Here is a 15265-nt window from a genome sequence, read left to right on the forward strand (position 1 = left end):
AGCTCTGCAAGGGCACCCCGAGGGAATCGGTGCCCCGCGTTCCAGGTTGCAGTCGCAGCCGATTTCCGCCCCCGACGTGCGGTGATGATGCCCGCGAGGTGTGCGGTCTCGGTTAATCAGGTACGTCGAACTCCTCGGTTTCACGAAAGGAATCAGCCCATGCGCAAGCTCACCAAGGCGTTCACGGGTACGGCGGCGACGGGTGCCGCGATCGTCGCCGCGATCGGCCTGGCGGCCGGCCCGGCCTCCGCTGTCACCCCCACCTCGGTGACGATCAGCGGGAGCAACGCCGACGGCTCCTTCACCGCCACCGCATCCAGCCCGAAGCTGAAGGACAACAACACCGGCGTGACGCTCACCTGCTCCTCCGCCGGGGCGAAGGGCACCGCCCTGAACGGTACCCACTCCGGCAACCAGGCGGCCTCGCTGTCGTCCCTGACGTGGACGTCGTGCTCCATCTCCGGCATCCCGTTCTCCGTGACGGCCAGCGCGCTCCCGTGGGCGCTCAACGCCACCGACGTCACCAACGCCTCGGGCGTGACCGCCGGCAACATCACCGGCGTCAACGCGAAGCTGTCCGGTGCGTGCGCCGCCACCGTGTCCGGCACGGTCACCGGCACCTACACCAACGGCACCCACACGCTGGCGATCAACGCCGGCAACCTGACCGTCTCCGGTGTCAGCGGCCTGTGCCTCGGGCTGATCAACAACGGCGACTCGGTCACCTACACGGCGAACTACGTCACCACCCCGGCCCTCCAGGTCACCGCGAGCTGATGCCCGGCGCGTCTCCGCGCCGCCCATCCCGCACCGTCTGCACCGAGCCCCGGCGGGCACCGCTGCCGCCGGGGCTCGCTGTCCTCCGGGAGAGCCGCGGGCGTACTCGTCCGGTGACAAGAACGGGATTCCGCTTTGTCATCGGTTGACAAGAAATCAGCCCGCGCGCGGGTCCGCCGAATTCGCCCGCGTCGATCACTTGTACGGCCTTATTACCCGCCCGTAATGTCCGTGCGTCGCCGACGCGCCAGGCAGAGGAGTCCGTTGATGCGAGGTGCCGTGAACCCGCGCCGGGTGGTGCTGACGGCCGCCACCGCGTCGGTCGCCGTGCTGGCCGGGATGCTTCCCGGTACCCCCTCCGCGGCCTCCGGACCCGAGGGCGCCGTCGAGATCTCCTACAGCTGCGCGTTCGGCACCGGGGGCAAGGACGGCGGAGACGGCGACGGCACGGCCACCGTGACGGAGGACGCCACCGTCACCGTCCAGCAGGCGTACCCGGCGGGTGCCGTGGCCGGCGAGCGCTTCCGGCCCGGCGCGCTGACCGTCGAGGTGGCCCTCGGCAAGGACGCCGCCGGAGCGGTCCTGCCGGCCGGAACCACCTCGGCCACCGCCACCGCGTCGCTCACCGCCCGCGTCACGCAGGGCTCGTCGGCCGCCGACGCGGTGTGGGCCGGCCTGCGGGCGGCCGCCGCACCGGCCGGCGACGGCCTGGACCTCACGTTCACCGGCGACGCCACCGACGTCACCGCCACCGCCCCGGGCACCGTGCGGTTCGACGCCGCGCGGCTCGACCTGGCGGTCGACGCCCTGGCCGCCCCCACCGCCCCGTCCGCGGGCTCCGCGCCGGACGCCACCGGCTCCACGCCGGACGCCACCGGCTCGGGGGCGGCGGCGGACGCGACCGCGGCCTCGCCCGCGGACACCGGCTCCCCCGTCCCCCCGGCCGCGGGCACGGTCGCCGCCGCGGTGACCGCCGCCTGCACCCCGAAGGACGGCCAGGACACCCTGCTCGGCGAGGTCGGTGTGGCCACCCGGCCGGGGTCCGGGCACTCCGGCACCGGCCCGGCGGCACTGGACCCGGCGTCGGGGACCGCCGCCGCCCCGGCCACCCCCGGGAGATCGGCGGCCGTCACCCGCAAGGGCACCCTCGAGGTGGCCGCACCCCCGCACTCCGGCGTCTCGGACTGCCCCCCACCGCCGACCGGTGAACCGGACCAGGCGATCCTGGACGCCTTCCCCCGCCCGGAGGGGGCGATGCACAACGTGCTCCCGCCGGAGTACCGGCAGCCGGAGTGCACGTTCCTGACCGGGCTGTCCAACGTCGGCAAGCTCAAGGGCGCGGCCACCGTCAACGGGCTCGACGACCACCCAGCGATCACCGCCGTCACCCAGGTCGGCACCTGGTTCTCCTACGACCCCGACGACGGGTCGACCTTCCTGGAGCTGGACAGCGTGGTCGAGCTGGCCATACCTCCCGCCAGGTCCACCTTTCTGACCTTCGGGTTCATGCCCACCACGGCCGTGATGACGCTGACCCAGCTCGCCCCGCTGACCCTGATCATCGCCGGCGGCAGCGGCGACCAGTACATCACCTACACCTACGTCCACGGCCGGCTGGACCTGCGGCTGAGCGACATCAAGGTCAACGGCAGGACGCTGGACGTCGGGCCGAACTGCCACACCGTCAGGCCCCTGGAGCTCAACCTCGTCGGCACCGACTACACCTACATGGGCCACGACGGCACCACCCGGCCGTCGGACTACAACGAGATCATCGGCGGCCCGCTCCACCAGGACCAGCTCACCATCCCGCCGTTCACCGGCTGCAGCGCGCACGGGGACGACGTCGACGCCCTCCTCACCGCGTCGATCTCCGGGCCCGACAACTCCCTCAACTTCATCCAGGGCCCGCTGTGCATCCCCAGCGCCGACAACATGAACTGCACGCCGGAGATCCAGTACCCGACGCCGCCGCACCGCTGAGCGGCCCCGACATGCCATCCGTACCCGACGTCCTGCCGCTGAGCCATTGGAGGAAAGCGGTGCCATGGGAATCGAAGTGACCGTCGAGGGCCTCACCAAGTCCTTCGGCAAGCAGACCGTCTGGCAGGACGTGACGCTCACCCTGCCGCCCGGCGAGGTCAGCGTGATGCTGGGACCGTCCGGCACCGGCAAGACCGTCTTCCTCAAGTCCGTGATCGGCCTGCTCAAACCCGAGCGCGGCCGCGTCCTCGTCAACGGCGTGGACATGGTCAACGGGCCCGAGCGGGACATCTACGCGACCCGCCGGCTCTTCGGCCTGATGTTCCAGGACGGCGCCCTCTTCGGCTCCATGAACCTGTTCGACAACATCGCCTTCCCCTTGCGCGAGCACACCCGCAAGAAGGAGTCGGAGATCCGCCGCATCGTCATGGAGCGGATGGACATGGTCGGCCTGGTCGGCGCCGAGGGCAAGCTGCCCGGCGAGATCTCCGGCGGTATGCGCAAGCGCGCCGGGCTCGCCCGCGCACTCGTCCTGGACCCGCAGATCATCCTGTGCGACGAGCCCGACTCCGGCCTCGACCCGGTGCGCACCTCGTACATCTCGCAGCTGCTCATCGACCTCAACGCGCAGATCGACGCGACGATGCTGATCGTCACCCACAACCTCGACATCGCCGCGACCGTGCCGGACAACATGGGCATGCTCTTCCGCCGCGAACTCGTCGCGTTCGGGCCCCGCGAACTGCTGCTGACCAGCGACACGCCGGTCGTACGGCAGTTCCTCAGCGGCCGCCGGGAGGGCCCCATCGGCATGGCGGAGGAGAAGGACGAGGCGACCCTCGCGCTGGAGCAGTCCGGCGGCGGCGCGCTGCCGCCCGCGCCGGGCGCGCTCGCACCGCAGCTGGAGCCGAGCCCCGGGCTGCCGCCGCGGCAGGCCGTGCAGCGGCGCCGGGCGCGGGTGCTGGCGATGTGGGACCAGCTGCCGGCCGCGGCCCGCGCCGCCGTGCAGGCGGGCCTGGCACCGGTGCAGGGGGAGCCGGCATGAGCGCACCGGTGCGGCTGCGCGAGCCGGCCGAGCGCCGGCCCTTCCCCGGCACGGGGGCGCTGCGGCAGACCGGCCAGCTCATGACGCTGGCCGCCACCACGGTCCGGGACACCTTCCGGCGGCCCTTCCAGGTCCGTGAGCTGATCGAGCAGTTCTGGTTCGTGGCGAGCGTGACGATCCTGCCCGCCGCGCTGGTGTCGATCCCGTTCGGCGCCGTCATCGCGCTCCAGGTGGGCTCGCTCACCCAGCAGCTCGGCGCGCAGTCCTTCACCGGCGGCGCGAGTGTCCTCGCGGTGATCCAGCAGGCCAGCCCGCTCATCGTGGCGCTGCTCATCGCGGGCGCGGGCGGCAGCGCGATCTGCGCGGACCTCGGCTCACGCAAGATCCGCGAGGAGCTGGACGCCATGGAGGTCATGGGCGTCTCGCCGGTGCAGCGGCTGATCGTGCCGCGGGTGCTCGCCACGATGCTCGTCGCGGTGCTGCTCAACGGCCTGGTGTCGGTGGTCGGCACGGCCGGCGGCTACTTCTTCAACGTCGTCGTCCAGCACGGCACCCCGGGCGCGTACCTGTCGAGCTTCTCCTCGCTCGCCCAGCTGCCCGACCTCTACATCAGCGAGATCAAGGCGCTGGTCTTCGGCTTCATCGCCGGCATCGTCGCCGCCTACCGGGGCCTGCACCCCCGGGGCGGGCCCAAGGGTGTCGGCGACGCCGTCAACCAGTCGGTGGTCATCACCTTCCTGCTGCTGTTCGTCGTCAACGTGGTGCTGACGGCGATCTACCTCCAGCTCGTGCCGCAGAAGGGGGCCTGAGCCGATGGCACTCCTGGACCGCTCCCTGCGCTGGCTGGACGAGACCGGCGACCACTTCGTCTTCCACGTCCGCGCGGTGCTGTGGATCCCGCGCACCCTGCGCCGCTACCTCAAGGAGGTGCAGCGGCTGCTCGCCGAGGTCGCCTTCGGCAGCGGCGGGCTCGGTGTCATCGGCGGCACCGTGGGCGTGATGATCGGCATGACGCTGGCCACCGGCACCGTCGTCGGCCTCCAGGGCTACGCGGCGATGAACCAGCTCGGCACCGCCGCCTTCACCGGCTTCATCTCCGCCTACTTCAACACCCGGGAGATCGCCCCGCTCGTCGCCGGACTCGCGCTGTCCGCGACCGTGGGCGCCGGCTTCACCGCCCAGCTCGGCGCGATGCGGATCAACGAGGAGGTCGACGCCCTGGAGGGCATGGGCATCCGCTCCATGCCGTACCTGGTGAGCACCCGCATCATCGCCGGCGTCGTCGCGATCGTGCCGCTGTACGGTGTCGGGCTGCTCAGCTCCTACGCGGCCTCCCGCGCGGTGACCGTCTTCTTCAACGGCCAGTCGCCGGGCACCTACGACCACTACTTCGGCATCTTCCTGTCGCCCACCGACGTGCTGCTGTCGACCCTGAAGGTGCTCATCTTCAGCGTCATCGTGATCCTCGCGCACTGCTACTACGGCTACACCGCCACGGGCGGGCCCGCCGGGGTCGGCATCGCGGTCGGCCGGTCGGTGCGCAACGCCATCGTCATCATCGCGGTGACCGACTTCTTCCTGTCGCTGGCGCTGTGGGGCGCCACCACCACGGTGCGGGTGGCCGGATGACCGCCACCGAGACCCGTTCCCCCGCCCCCGTGCCCCCGCCGCCCGCGGCGGCCCGCCGCCGGAGCGGACCCGGCAGGGCCGGGCGCCGCACCGCCGGGATCGTCTTCCTGCTCGTGCCCGCGCTGCTGGCGTGGCTGGCCGTCGCCGTCTACGACAAGGACTTCAGCGACGACGCGACCGTCACCGTCATGACCGGCAGCGTCGGCAACGAGATGCACCCCGGCGCCGACGTCAAGGTCCGCGGTGTCGTCGTCGGCCGTGTCAGCTCCATCCACGCCGACGGCCGGGGCGCCCGGCTCACCCTCGCCATCGACCGCGACCAGCTGCGCCGCATCCCCGCCGGGGTCACCGCCCAGATGCTGCCCACCACCCTCTTCGGCGCCCGCTACGTCGCGCTCGTTCCGCCCGAGGACGCCGGCGCCGGAGGGCCCACCCTCCAGCCGAGCAGCACCATCGCGCAGGACCGCTCGAAGGACGCCGTCGAGCTCCAGCAGGTGCTGGACAACGTCCTGCCGCTGCTCACCGCGGTGCAGCCGCAGAAGCTCGCCGCGACCCTGAACGCCGTGGCCACCGCCCTGGACGGCCGCGGCGCCCAGCTCGGCAGCACCCTCGTCCAGCTCGACGGCTACCTGCGCCGGCTCAACCCCGAACTGCCCGCGCTCACCGACGACATCAAGCAGCTCGTCACCGTCAGCCACGTCTACGACGACGCGGCCCCGGACCTCGTGCAGGCACTCACCGACTTCACGCGCACCAGCAGCACCATCGCGGCCGAGCGCGCCAACCTCGACACCCTGTACGGCACCACCACCGGCACCGCCCAGGACGTCACGACCTACCTCCAGCAGAACAGCCCCAACATCATCCGGCTCGCGGCCGACAGCCGCGGCACCCTGAACCTGCTGGCGAAGTACTCCCCGTCCTTCCCGTGCACCTTCCGCACCCTCGCCGACTTCGTTCCCGTCATGGACAAGGCGCTCGGCAAGGGCACCAAGGAGCCCGGCCTGCACGTGAACCTCACGACCGTGGCCTCCCGCGGCAAGTACCTGCCGGGCAGGGACACCCCGGTCTACGGCAAGAGCGGCGGCCCGGAGTGCTACGCCGTCCCGTACACCGGCGGCAGGGGGACCACCCCGCTGGCCAACTCCCCGCAGGAGAACGAGCTGATCAACGAACTGCTCGCGCCGGGCACGCAGACCGCCCCGGGCGCGCTTCCGGACTGGAGCAGCCTGCTGACCGGGCCGGTGTTCCGCGGAGCGGAGGTGACCGTCCGGTGAAGCGCCGCAGCCTGACCGGGCCGATCGTCAAGTCGCTGATCTTCATCCTGGTCACCTCGCTGGCCACCGCCGTCCTCGCGATCAGCATCGCGGGCGCGGGCGTCGGCGACACGTACGGCTACAACGCCCTGTTCACCGACACCACCGGGCTGACGTCCGGCGACAGCGTGCGGATCGCGGGCGTCAAGGTCGGGACCGTCGACTCGGTGTCGGTCTACCGGCACAACCTCGCCAAGGTGCACTTCTCGGTGCAGCGCGAGCGGACGCTGCCCAGGTCCGCGACGCTGACGATCAAGTACCTCAACCTCGTCGGCCAGCGCTACGTCGACCTCGCCCAGGGCACCGGCCCGGTCGGCGAGACGCTGGAGCCGGGCGGGACCGTGCAGCTGGACCACACCACCCCGGCGCTCGACCTCACCCAGCTCTTCGCCGGCTTCCAGCCGCTGTTCGAGGGACTGTCGCCGCCCGAGGTCAACCAGCTCTCCGGCGAGATCGTCCAGGTCCTCCAGGGCGAGGGCGGCACCGTCGACTCGCTCATCGGCTCCATCGGCTCGCTGACGACCACGCTGGCCGCCAAGGACCAGGTGATCGGCCAGGTCATCGACAACCTCAACACCGTGCTGACCACCGTCAACACCCGCGAGGCCGGTTTCAACGACCTCGTCGACACCCTCCAGCAGCTCGTCACCGGCTTCTCCGGCGACCGCGAACCGATCGGCCAGTCCATCACCGCGATCTCGCAGCTCACCACCAGCACCGCCGGGCTGCTCACACAGGGCCGCGCGCCGCTCAAGGAGTCCATCGGCCAGCTCGGCCGGCTGTCGTCCACCCTCGGTGACGCCACCCCGCAGATCCAGACCTTCCTGACCAACGCCCCGAAGAAGTTCCAGGCCCTCGGCCGCGCCGCCTCGTACGGCTCCTGGCTCAACCTCTACCTGTGCCAGGCCACGCTGCACGGCGCGACCACCACGGACGGCAGCACCCCGCCGACCGGGATAGCGATCAGCGAAGCGAGGTGCCGGTCATGAACCGCCCGCGACTCAGGCTCCGCCGGGCCCGCGCCGACCGCGGCCGGCCGCTCTTCACGCCGCTGCGCGACCGCAACCCGGCCGCCGTGGGGGCGGTCGGCCTGCTCGTGCTCGCGCTCGTCGGGCTGCTGGCCTACAACGCCGACGCGCTGCCCTACCTCGGCGGCGGCACCAGCTACTCCGCCGACTTCAGCGAGGCCGCCGGGCTGCGCCCGGGCAACGAGGTACGCGTCGCGGGCGTCAAGGTCGGCAAGGTCACCGGGGTCTCGCTGGACGGATCCACCGCCTACACGGTCAAGGTCACCTTCAAGGTCCGGCACACCTGGATCGGCGACGCCAGCACCGCCGCCATCGGCATCAAGACGCTGCTGGGCGAGAAGTACCTCGCCGTCGACCCGCTCGGCAGCCGGAAGCAGGATCCGCACCAGCGCATCCCGAGGAGCCGCACCACCTCCCCGTACGACGTCACGCAGGCCTTCGACGGGCTCGGCAGGACGCTCGGGGCCATCGACACCCAGCAGCTCGCGACCAGCTTCCAGACGATCTCCGACACCTTCAAGGACACCCCCGGCTCCGTGCACAGCGCCGCCACCGGCCTGTCCGCGCTGTCGCAGACGATCTCCAGCCGGGACGCCCAGCTCGCCCAGCTGCTCACCGGCAGCAAGCAGCTCACCCGGACGCTCTCCGACCAGAACGGGCACTTCCAGTCCCTCATCTCGGACGGCAACCTGCTGCTCGGCGAGATCGAGAAGCGGCGCGGCGCCATCCACGACCTGCTCACCGGCACCCAGGACCTGAGCACCCAGCTCAGCGGTCTGGTCGCCGACAACAACAAGCAGCTCGGCCCCACCCTCGACGCGCTGGACCGGGTCACGGGCGTGCTGCTCACCAACCAGACCAGCCTCGACCAGGCCCTCGCGCTGGCCGGTCCCTACTACCGGCTCATCGGCAACACCCTCGGCAACGGGCGCTGGTTCGACAACTACCTGTGCGGGCTGCTGCCCGACAGCTACCTGCCGGCCGGCACACAGCCGCCCGCGGGCGGCTGCATCCCGCCCAAGGCGACGGGAGGAGCGAAATGAGGATCCCGCGCCCGCGGCTGCCGCTGCCGGAGGGGAGGCGCCTGCGGCTGCCCCGGCGGGTGATCGCGACCGTGCTCGTCCTCGCGGTCGTCGCCGCGGGGGCCGTGACGGCGGGCTTCGTCGCCTTCGGCGGCCCGGACGGCAAGCACGTCACCGCCTGGTTCGACCGGACGGTGGGCGTCTACAAGGGCTCCGACCTCCGCATCCTCGGGGTCAAGGTCGGCACGGTGGAGGCGGTGCGGCCCCAGGGCAAGCAGGTCGCGGTCGACCTGCGGCTCGACAGCGGCGTCAGGGTGCCCGCGGACGCCGGGGCCGTCATCGTCGCGCCCAGCGTCGTCGCCGACCGCTACGTGCAGCTCACACCCGCGTACACCGGCGGCCCGCAGCTCCGCGACCACGCCGTCATCACCTCCGCGCACACCGCGACGCCCGTCGAGATCGACCAGCTCTACACCAGCGTCACGCAGCTCAGCGACGCCCTCGGGCCGGACGGCGCCAACACCACCGGCGCGCTGTCCGAGCTGCTCACCGTGGGCGCCGACAACCTCGACGGCAACGGCAAGGCGATCGGCGACAGCATCACCCAGCTGGGGCAGGCGTCCAAGACGCTGAACAGCCACAGCGACGACCTGTTCTCGACGCTGGCCTACCTCCAGTCCTTCACCACGATGCTGAAGGACAACGACGGCAAGGTGAAGGCCGCCGCCGACCAGCTCTCCACCGTCACCGGCTTCCTGGCCGCCGACAAGCAGGACCTCGGCGCCGCGCTCCAGCAACTGGCCACCGCCCTGGGGCAGGTGAAGAGCTTCATCGACACCAACCGCGGCCGCCTGAAGACCAGCATCGACCAGCTCCAGCCGCTCACCCAGACCCTGGTGAACCAGCGGGCCTCGCTGGCCGAACTCCTCGACACCGCACCGCTCGCGGCCGACAACCTGCTGGCCGCGTACAACCCGGCCACCCGCACCATCGACGGCCGCACCGACATCAACGAGCTGAGCCTGGCCGGGGCCACCCCCGCGAAGACCGGCTCCACGGCCCCGGCCGCGGCCGGCCTCCCCCTGCCCTTCCCCGCGACGGGCACGACCACCACCGAGGGGGCCGCGCGATGAGCCGCCGCCGTACGACGCGCGGCGCCGCGGCCGCGCTGCTGGGGCTGGCCCTGACCGGCTGCTCGGTCGGCGGGGTGCAGAGCCTGCCCCTGCCCGGCGGGGCCGACCTCGGCAGCCACCCCTACACCGTCAGGGCCCGGTTCGCGGACGTCCTCGACCTGGTGCCGCAGGCGTCGGTACGGGTCAACGACGTCGCCGTGGGCCGCGTCACCTCCGTCGAGGTCGCCCCGGACGGCTGGTCGGCACTGGTGACGATGAAGGTCAACGGCAAGGTCCAGCTCCCCGCCAACGCCTACGCGCACCTGGAGCAGTCCAGCCTGCTCGGCGAGAAGTACGTCCAGCTCTCCGCGCCGCCCGCGAACGAGGCCGCCACCGGCACGCTGCGCGGCGGCCCGGTCATCCCCGTCGCGCACACCAACCGCAACCCCGAGGTCGAGGAGGTCTTCGGCGCCCTGTCGCTGGTGCTCAACGGCGGTGGCGTGCAGCAGCTCAGGACCATCAACACCGAGCTGAACAAGGCCCTGACCGGCAACGAGCCGCAGGTGCGCGACATGCTCACCCAGGTCGACACGCTGGTGGGCGACCTCGACGCGCACAAGGCCGACATCACCTCCGCCCTCGACGGGGTCAACCAGCTCTCCGCCACCCTGGCCGCCCGCGACACCAAGATCGGCACCGTGCTGGACGGGCTCAGCCCCGGGCTGAAGGTGCTGGACGAGCAGCGCGGCTCGCTCGTGACCATGCTCCAGGCCCTCGACACCCTCTCCGGTGTCGCCGTCGACACCGTCAACCGCAGCAAGGACGACATGGTCGCCGACCTCAAGGCCCTCGCGCCCACCCTGCGGCGGCTCGCCGACTCCGGCCGGGACCTGCCCGACTCCCTCCAGGTGATGCTGACCTACCCCTTCACCGACGAGGTGCTCAACGGCGTCAAGGGCGACTACCTCAACGTCTACCTCGACCTCACCGCCGCCCCCGGCACCTCGCTCATCCCGATCCTGGAGGAGAAGGACAACTCCTACCCCCCGACGTACCCGCCGACCGCCGAACCGGCTGCGGGCAGCAGAGCCGCCAGGCCGAAGCCGCAACTGCCGCTGCCGCTGCCGTCGGTCACCACCACGACGAGGGGGCGCTGATGCTCACCAGGGCCACCGTCGCCAAGAACATCGCCTTCCTGCTCGTCGCCGTCCTCGTGCTCGGCTACCTCGGCGTCAACTACGCCGATCTCGGGCGCTACGTCGGGATGCGCGGCTACTACACCGTGACCGTCGAACTCCCCGCCACCGGCGGGCTGTTCGAACACTCCGACGTCACCTACCGCGGTGTGTCGGTGGGCCGGGTCGGGCCCATCTCGCTCACCTCGGACGGGGTGGAGGCCAAGCTGCGGATCAAACGGAGCGCGCCGCACATCCCGCAGCAGCTCAAGGCCGTCGTCGCGAGCCTGTCCGCGGTCGGCGAGCAGTACATCGACCTCCAGCCCAGCACCGACAACGGGCCCTACCTGCACGACGGTTCGCGTATCGACCAGGCCCGCGCCGAGATCCCGGCGCCCGTCACCAACCTGCTCACCAGCGTCAACGACCTCGCCGCGTCGGTGCCGCTGGCCTCGCTGCGCACCGTCGTCGACGAATTCGGGCTCGTGTTCAACGGGCAGGCCGACAACCTCCAGTCGCTGCTGGACACCAGCGGGCAGTTCATCGACGCCGCCGACACCAATCTGCCCACCGACACGCAGCTCGTCCTGGACGGGCAGACCGTGCTGAGGACCCAGGCCGACGAGGGCGACGCCATCCGCTCCTTCGCGGACAGCGCCCATCAGCTCGCCGCCCAGCTCAACACCTCCGACGCCGACCTGCGCCGCCTCATCACCGCCGCGCCCGACGCCGCCACACAGGTCAGCGCGCTGCTGCGGGACGTCGGACCGCAGCTCAGCGTCGTACTCGCCAACCTGCTCACCACCTCCGACATCGCCGTCACCCGGCAGAGCGGTATCGAGGAGTACCTCGTGACCGTGCCCGCGGTGGTCGCCGCCGGGTCGACGGCCGTGGACGCGAGCGGGATGCACTTCGGGCAGGCCGTCACCTTCTTCTCGCCGCTGCCCTGCACCTCCGGCTACGGCGGCACGGCCTACCGCCCCGGGCTGGACACGAGCAGCCCGAAGACCGCCTTCAACACCGCCGCCCGCTGCACCGCGCCCGCCTCCAGCGGCATCGACGTCCGCGGCTCCGCGCACGCGCCGGGGAACGGCGCCGTCCCGGAGCCCGCCGAGCCCGGTTCGGTGCTGCCGACGGGCACGACGCCGGGCCCGGCGACGAGCGGCACGGGCACGCCCGCCGCGACGGCGGCCGGTCCGCCGCTGCCCGGGGCGCTGGGACTGCCCGCGCTGCCCGCGGGCGGGCCGACCACGATGGCCGGACTGCTGGGGGTGACGGGATGACGGAGCGGGAGAAGGAGCCGGAGCCGGCGGAGGAGCCGGACGCCGGGGCTCCGGCGCGGAAGGACGAAGCCGGCCCGTACGTGCTCGTGCTGCCGTCGCCGCGCGGGCTCCTGCGGGCGCTGCGCCGGCGCCCGCGGACCGCCGCCTGGGCGGCGGTCGCGGCCGTGGTGTGCGCCCTGGGGGCCTGGTCCTACGCGGACACCAGCGGCGACGACGCCCTGAGCTACGGCAAGGCGCGGGACGCCGCACTCGCGGACGGCAGGGGCGACATCGCGCGGCTCAACACCGTGGACGCCGCGCACGCCGCCGGCGACCTCACGCGCTGGCTCGCGGTGACCACCGGACCGCTGCACGACCGGCTGAGCAGCACGCACGCCGCCGACACCGCGACCGTCCAGCGGTCCGGCACCTCCACACGGGGCGAGGTCACCGACGCCGCGCTCACCGAGCTGGACACCCGGGCCGGGACGGCGAAGCTCATCGCGACCGTCGAGGTACGGGTCACCCCGGCGTCGGGCGCGGCCACCACCGACCGCAAGCGTTTCGAGGCGGGGCTGGCGCGCACCGGGGACGGCTGGAAGCTCACCGCGCTCACCGCGGTACCGGTCGGGGCGAGTTGAGAGCGGAGGACGAGTCAAGGTGACGACGACCGAGCAGAGGGCCGCGCAGGACGCGGCACCGGATCCCGCTGAGCCGGATCCCGCGGCACCGGATCCCGCGGAGCCCGAGGACGGGTCCGCGCCGGACGCCGGCCCGGGCGAGGAGCAGGACGCGGACGCCCCCCGCCGGCGCGTCCGGCTGCGGCTGCCCGGGGTGCTGCGGCGCGATCCCCGGCGGGCCGCCGCCGTGACCGCGATCGCCGCCCTGCTGCTCACCGGCGGCGGGCTGGGCTACGCCGCCCAGCAGATGAAGTCCCCGGCGGCCGCCCGCAACCACGCCCTCACCGACACCGGGGCCACCAGCAGGCTCACCGGCGAGATCAGCAGCGCCCTCGGCCGCATCTTCGCGTACACACCCGGGGACACGCGCTCCACGGAGCAGGCCGCGCGCGACAGCCTGGAGGGCGCGGCCGCCGGGCAGTACCGCACGCTCTTCGCGCAGATCCGCGACCAGGTCACCAGCCAGCAGCTGACGCTCAGCACGCGGGTGGTGCGCGCCGCGGTCGTGTCCCTCACCGGCGACCGCGCCCGGCTGCTGGTCTTCCTCGACCAGACCGCCCAGCGCGCGGGCGCCGCGCCCACCACCGCGGCGGCCCAACTGTCGGTGTCCGCACACCTGGTGGGCGGCCACTGGAAGATCGACCAGCTCACGGCCCGGTAGGAGAAGCCCCGATGGCACGTACGCCGCAGTCCTCCCGTACCGCGTCCGGCAGCCCGGACGCGCCGGACCGCCCGGAGGGCGGGGCCGCCACCGGCCGCCGCCCGCTGCTCGCGGTCGCGCTCGCCCTCGCGGTGGCCGCGGCCGTGGCCGCCGCGATCACCGGCTGGTCCTGGTACGGCGCCGCCCACGACGACGACGCCTCCTTCGCGCGCACCCGGGACACCGTCCTGGCCGCCGCCGAGCAGGCGGTGCAGAACCTCAACACCCTGGACCACAGCGATCTGGACCACGGCCTGGACATCTGGGAGTCCTCCACCACCGGCGACCTGCACACCCAGCTCACGCAGGGGCGTGCCGCCTTCGCCAAGCAGGTGCAGCAGGCGCGGACGACGACGACCGCGAAGGTGCTCTCCGGCGCCGTCACCGAGCTGGACACCCGGACGGGCAGGGCGAGCGTGATGGTCGCGCTGCGGATCACCGTCCAGGCGCCCGAGCAGCAGCCCGCGGTCAAGGAGTCGCGGATGCTCGGCCAGCTGACGCGTACGGCGGCGGGCTGGAAGCTCAGCGCGCTCGGCCAGGCGCCGACCGGCGAGAGCGACTCCGGCGCGGACACCGGCACCGGCACCGTTCCGTCCGGCCCGGCCCCCACGGCGACCACCCCGAAGCCCACCGCGAGCCACTGACGGCCGCACGCGAGAGGACCGGCGCACCATGTCGACCACCCGTCATCTGATCAACCGGCAGCGCAGGCTGGCAGCGGTGTCCGCGGCGGCGGAGGAGCGCGCGGCGGAGCGCGAGCCGGAGCCCGCCGGAGCCGTCCGCCCCCGGCAGGGGGCCCGCACCCGTACCCGTACGGCCGTACGCCCCGGCGCCGGTCCCGGGGAGCCGCAGTCCGCGGCGAAGAGCCCGCCGGGGACCGCGGCCGGGGCCCCGGGGAAGGCGGTGCCCCGCCGCCGGCTCCCCGTCGCGCTCGCGCTGCTCGCCGCCGCGACCGTGCTGCTCGGCGGTTTCGCCGCCCTCGCCGCGAGCCGGGCCTCCGGGCTGCACGACTCGGTGGCCGCGCACAACACGGCGCTCACCGACACCGCGCGCACCAGCGAGGTCAAGGGCCAGGTCGCGGAGGCCGTCAACGCCGTCTTCTCCTACGACTACGCCGACCCGGCCCGTACCGACGACGCCGCGAAACGGCTGCTCACGGGGAAGGCCGTCCAGCAGTACGCCACCATGCTCGCGCAGGTGCGCGCGCAGGCGCCGACCCGGAAACTCGTGCTGACCACCACCGTCACCGACACGGGCGTCGACACGATCGACGGAAACCGCGCCCATGTGCTCGTCTACGCCGACCAGCGCAACACCAGCACCGCGAAGGCGGGCGCGGGCAGCACGTACGCCCCGGCCATGTTCGCGGTGGACGCCGTGCGCACCGGCGGCACCTGGAGGATCGCCGCGATCGACACCTTCGGATAGACCGGGGGGAGTACGGACGCACGCCCTCGCAACCGGCACTATGGACAGTGAGCCATGGCGGCAACGCACCCGAAACGGTGTGATGCAATGCTCGTGATCCCCCGCCCG

General features: G+C 72.7%; 15 protein-coding genes. All 15 read left to right on the top strand.

From position 1 onward, the window contains the following. Positions 1–159 precede the first annotated feature (159 nt). The 15 genes from ACH4SE_RS23140 (at position 160) to ACH4SE_RS23210 (ending at position 15157) form a co-directional block, all read left to right on the top strand. Complete coding sequence (locus ACH4SE_RS23140; RefSeq protein ID WP_398545333.1) at positions 160–777, top strand: hypothetical protein; 618 nt, start codon at positions 160–162, stop codon at positions 775–777. Between the two features lie 267 nt (positions 778–1044). After that, positions 1045–2760 carry a hypothetical protein gene (locus ACH4SE_RS23145; RefSeq protein WP_398545334.1) on the top strand — a complete coding sequence of 572 codons (1716 nt, stop codon included), beginning with the start codon at positions 1045–1047 and terminating at the stop codon, positions 2758–2760. Between the two features lie 64 nt (positions 2761–2824). Beyond that, entirely contained in the window at positions 2825–3805 is a 981-nt protein-coding gene (locus ACH4SE_RS23150; RefSeq protein WP_398545335.1) for an ABC transporter ATP-binding protein, read from the top strand. Then, positions 3802–4614 carry an MlaE family ABC transporter permease gene (locus ACH4SE_RS23155; protein ID WP_398545336.1) on the top strand — a complete coding sequence of 271 codons (813 nt, stop codon included), beginning with the start codon at positions 3802–3804 and terminating at the stop codon, positions 4612–4614. Before ACH4SE_RS23150 ends, ACH4SE_RS23155 begins: the two co-directional genes overlap by 4 nt. A 4-nt stretch (positions 4615–4618) precedes the next feature. After that, positions 4619–5434 carry an MlaE family ABC transporter permease gene (locus ACH4SE_RS23160; protein ID WP_398545337.1) on the top strand — a complete coding sequence of 272 codons (816 nt, stop codon included), beginning with the start codon at positions 4619–4621 and terminating at the stop codon, positions 5432–5434. Continuing rightward, positions 5431–6711 carry an MCE family protein gene (locus ACH4SE_RS23165; RefSeq protein ID WP_398545338.1) on the top strand — a complete coding sequence of 427 codons (1281 nt, stop codon included), beginning with the start codon at positions 5431–5433 and terminating at the stop codon, positions 6709–6711. The genes ACH4SE_RS23160 and ACH4SE_RS23165 overlap by 4 nt, the downstream gene beginning before the upstream one ends. Continuing rightward, the gene (locus ACH4SE_RS23170; protein WP_398545339.1) at positions 6708–7739 is read left to right on the top strand and encodes an MCE family protein; all 1032 of its coding nucleotides are present in this window, start codon (positions 6708–6710) and stop codon (positions 7737–7739) included. Before ACH4SE_RS23165 ends, ACH4SE_RS23170 begins: the two co-directional genes overlap by 4 nt. Continuing rightward, entirely contained in the window at positions 7736–8821 is a 1086-nt protein-coding gene (locus ACH4SE_RS23175; RefSeq protein ID WP_398545340.1) for an MCE family protein, read from the top strand. The genes ACH4SE_RS23170 and ACH4SE_RS23175 overlap by 4 nt, the downstream gene beginning before the upstream one ends. Beyond that, positions 8818–9933, top strand: a complete 1116-nt coding sequence (locus ACH4SE_RS23180) for an MCE family protein (RefSeq protein WP_398545341.1) — start codon at positions 8818–8820, stop codon at positions 9931–9933. The genes ACH4SE_RS23175 and ACH4SE_RS23180 overlap by 4 nt, the downstream gene beginning before the upstream one ends. Beyond that, positions 9930–11069, top strand: coding sequence for an MCE family protein (locus ACH4SE_RS23185; RefSeq protein WP_398545342.1), 1140 nt, complete (start codon positions 9930–9932; stop codon positions 11067–11069). Before ACH4SE_RS23180 ends, ACH4SE_RS23185 begins: the two co-directional genes overlap by 4 nt. Further along, a complete protein-coding gene (locus ACH4SE_RS23190) occupies positions 11069–12370 on the top strand; it encodes an MCE family protein (RefSeq protein WP_398545343.1) in 1302 nt (433 codons plus the stop codon). The genes ACH4SE_RS23185 and ACH4SE_RS23190 overlap by 1 nt, the downstream gene beginning before the upstream one ends. Positions 12371–12489: 119 nt before the next feature. After that, positions 12490–12990 carry a hypothetical protein gene (locus ACH4SE_RS23195; protein WP_398545546.1) on the top strand — a complete coding sequence of 167 codons (501 nt, stop codon included), beginning with the start codon at positions 12490–12492 and terminating at the stop codon, positions 12988–12990. A 19-nt stretch (positions 12991–13009) separates the two neighbouring features. Beyond that, complete coding sequence (locus ACH4SE_RS23200) at positions 13010–13690, top strand: hypothetical protein (protein WP_398545344.1); 681 nt, start codon at positions 13010–13012, stop codon at positions 13688–13690. Between the two features lie 11 nt (positions 13691–13701). Beyond that, complete coding sequence (locus ACH4SE_RS23205) at positions 13702–14373, top strand: nuclear transport factor 2 family protein (protein ID WP_398545345.1); 672 nt, start codon at positions 13702–13704, stop codon at positions 14371–14373. 28 nt (positions 14374–14401) lie between these two features. After that, complete coding sequence (locus ACH4SE_RS23210; protein ID WP_398545346.1) at positions 14402–15157, top strand: hypothetical protein; 756 nt, start codon at positions 14402–14404, stop codon at positions 15155–15157. The last annotated feature ends 108 nt before the right edge of the window (positions 15158–15265 follow it).

Origin of the sequence: Streptomyces sp. NPDC020983, assembly GCF_044333485.1 — a bacterium.
In the GTDB taxonomy this organism is placed as follows: domain Bacteria; phylum Actinomycetota; class Actinomycetes; order Streptomycetales; family Streptomycetaceae; genus Actinacidiphila.

Coding starts and splice junctions, on each gene's coding strand:
- ACH4SE_RS23140 (WP_398545333.1), top strand. CDS start 160: ATGCGCAAGCTCACCAAGGCGTTCACGGGTACGGCGGCGACGGGTGCC.
- ACH4SE_RS23180 (WP_398545341.1), top strand. CDS start 8,818: ATGAGGATCCCGCGCCCGCGGCTGCCGCTGCCGGAGGGGAGGCGCCTG.
- ACH4SE_RS23150 (WP_398545335.1), top strand. CDS start 2,825: ATGGGAATCGAAGTGACCGTCGAGGGCCTCACCAAGTCCTTCGGCAAG.
- ACH4SE_RS23190 (WP_398545343.1), top strand. CDS start 11,069: ATGCTCACCAGGGCCACCGTCGCCAAGAACATCGCCTTCCTGCTCGTC.
- ACH4SE_RS23145 (WP_398545334.1), top strand. CDS start 1,045: ATGCGAGGTGCCGTGAACCCGCGCCGGGTGGTGCTGACGGCCGCCACC.
- ACH4SE_RS23205 (WP_398545345.1), top strand. CDS start 13,702: ATGGCACGTACGCCGCAGTCCTCCCGTACCGCGTCCGGCAGCCCGGAC.
- ACH4SE_RS23155 (WP_398545336.1), top strand. CDS start 3,802: ATGAGCGCACCGGTGCGGCTGCGCGAGCCGGCCGAGCGCCGGCCCTTC.
- ACH4SE_RS23210 (WP_398545346.1), top strand. CDS start 14,402: ATGTCGACCACCCGTCATCTGATCAACCGGCAGCGCAGGCTGGCAGCG.
- ACH4SE_RS23185 (WP_398545342.1), top strand. CDS start 9,930: ATGAGCCGCCGCCGTACGACGCGCGGCGCCGCGGCCGCGCTGCTGGGG.
- ACH4SE_RS23160 (WP_398545337.1), top strand. CDS start 4,619: ATGGCACTCCTGGACCGCTCCCTGCGCTGGCTGGACGAGACCGGCGAC.
- ACH4SE_RS23175 (WP_398545340.1), top strand. CDS start 7,736: ATGAACCGCCCGCGACTCAGGCTCCGCCGGGCCCGCGCCGACCGCGGC.
- ACH4SE_RS23165 (WP_398545338.1), top strand. CDS start 5,431: ATGACCGCCACCGAGACCCGTTCCCCCGCCCCCGTGCCCCCGCCGCCC.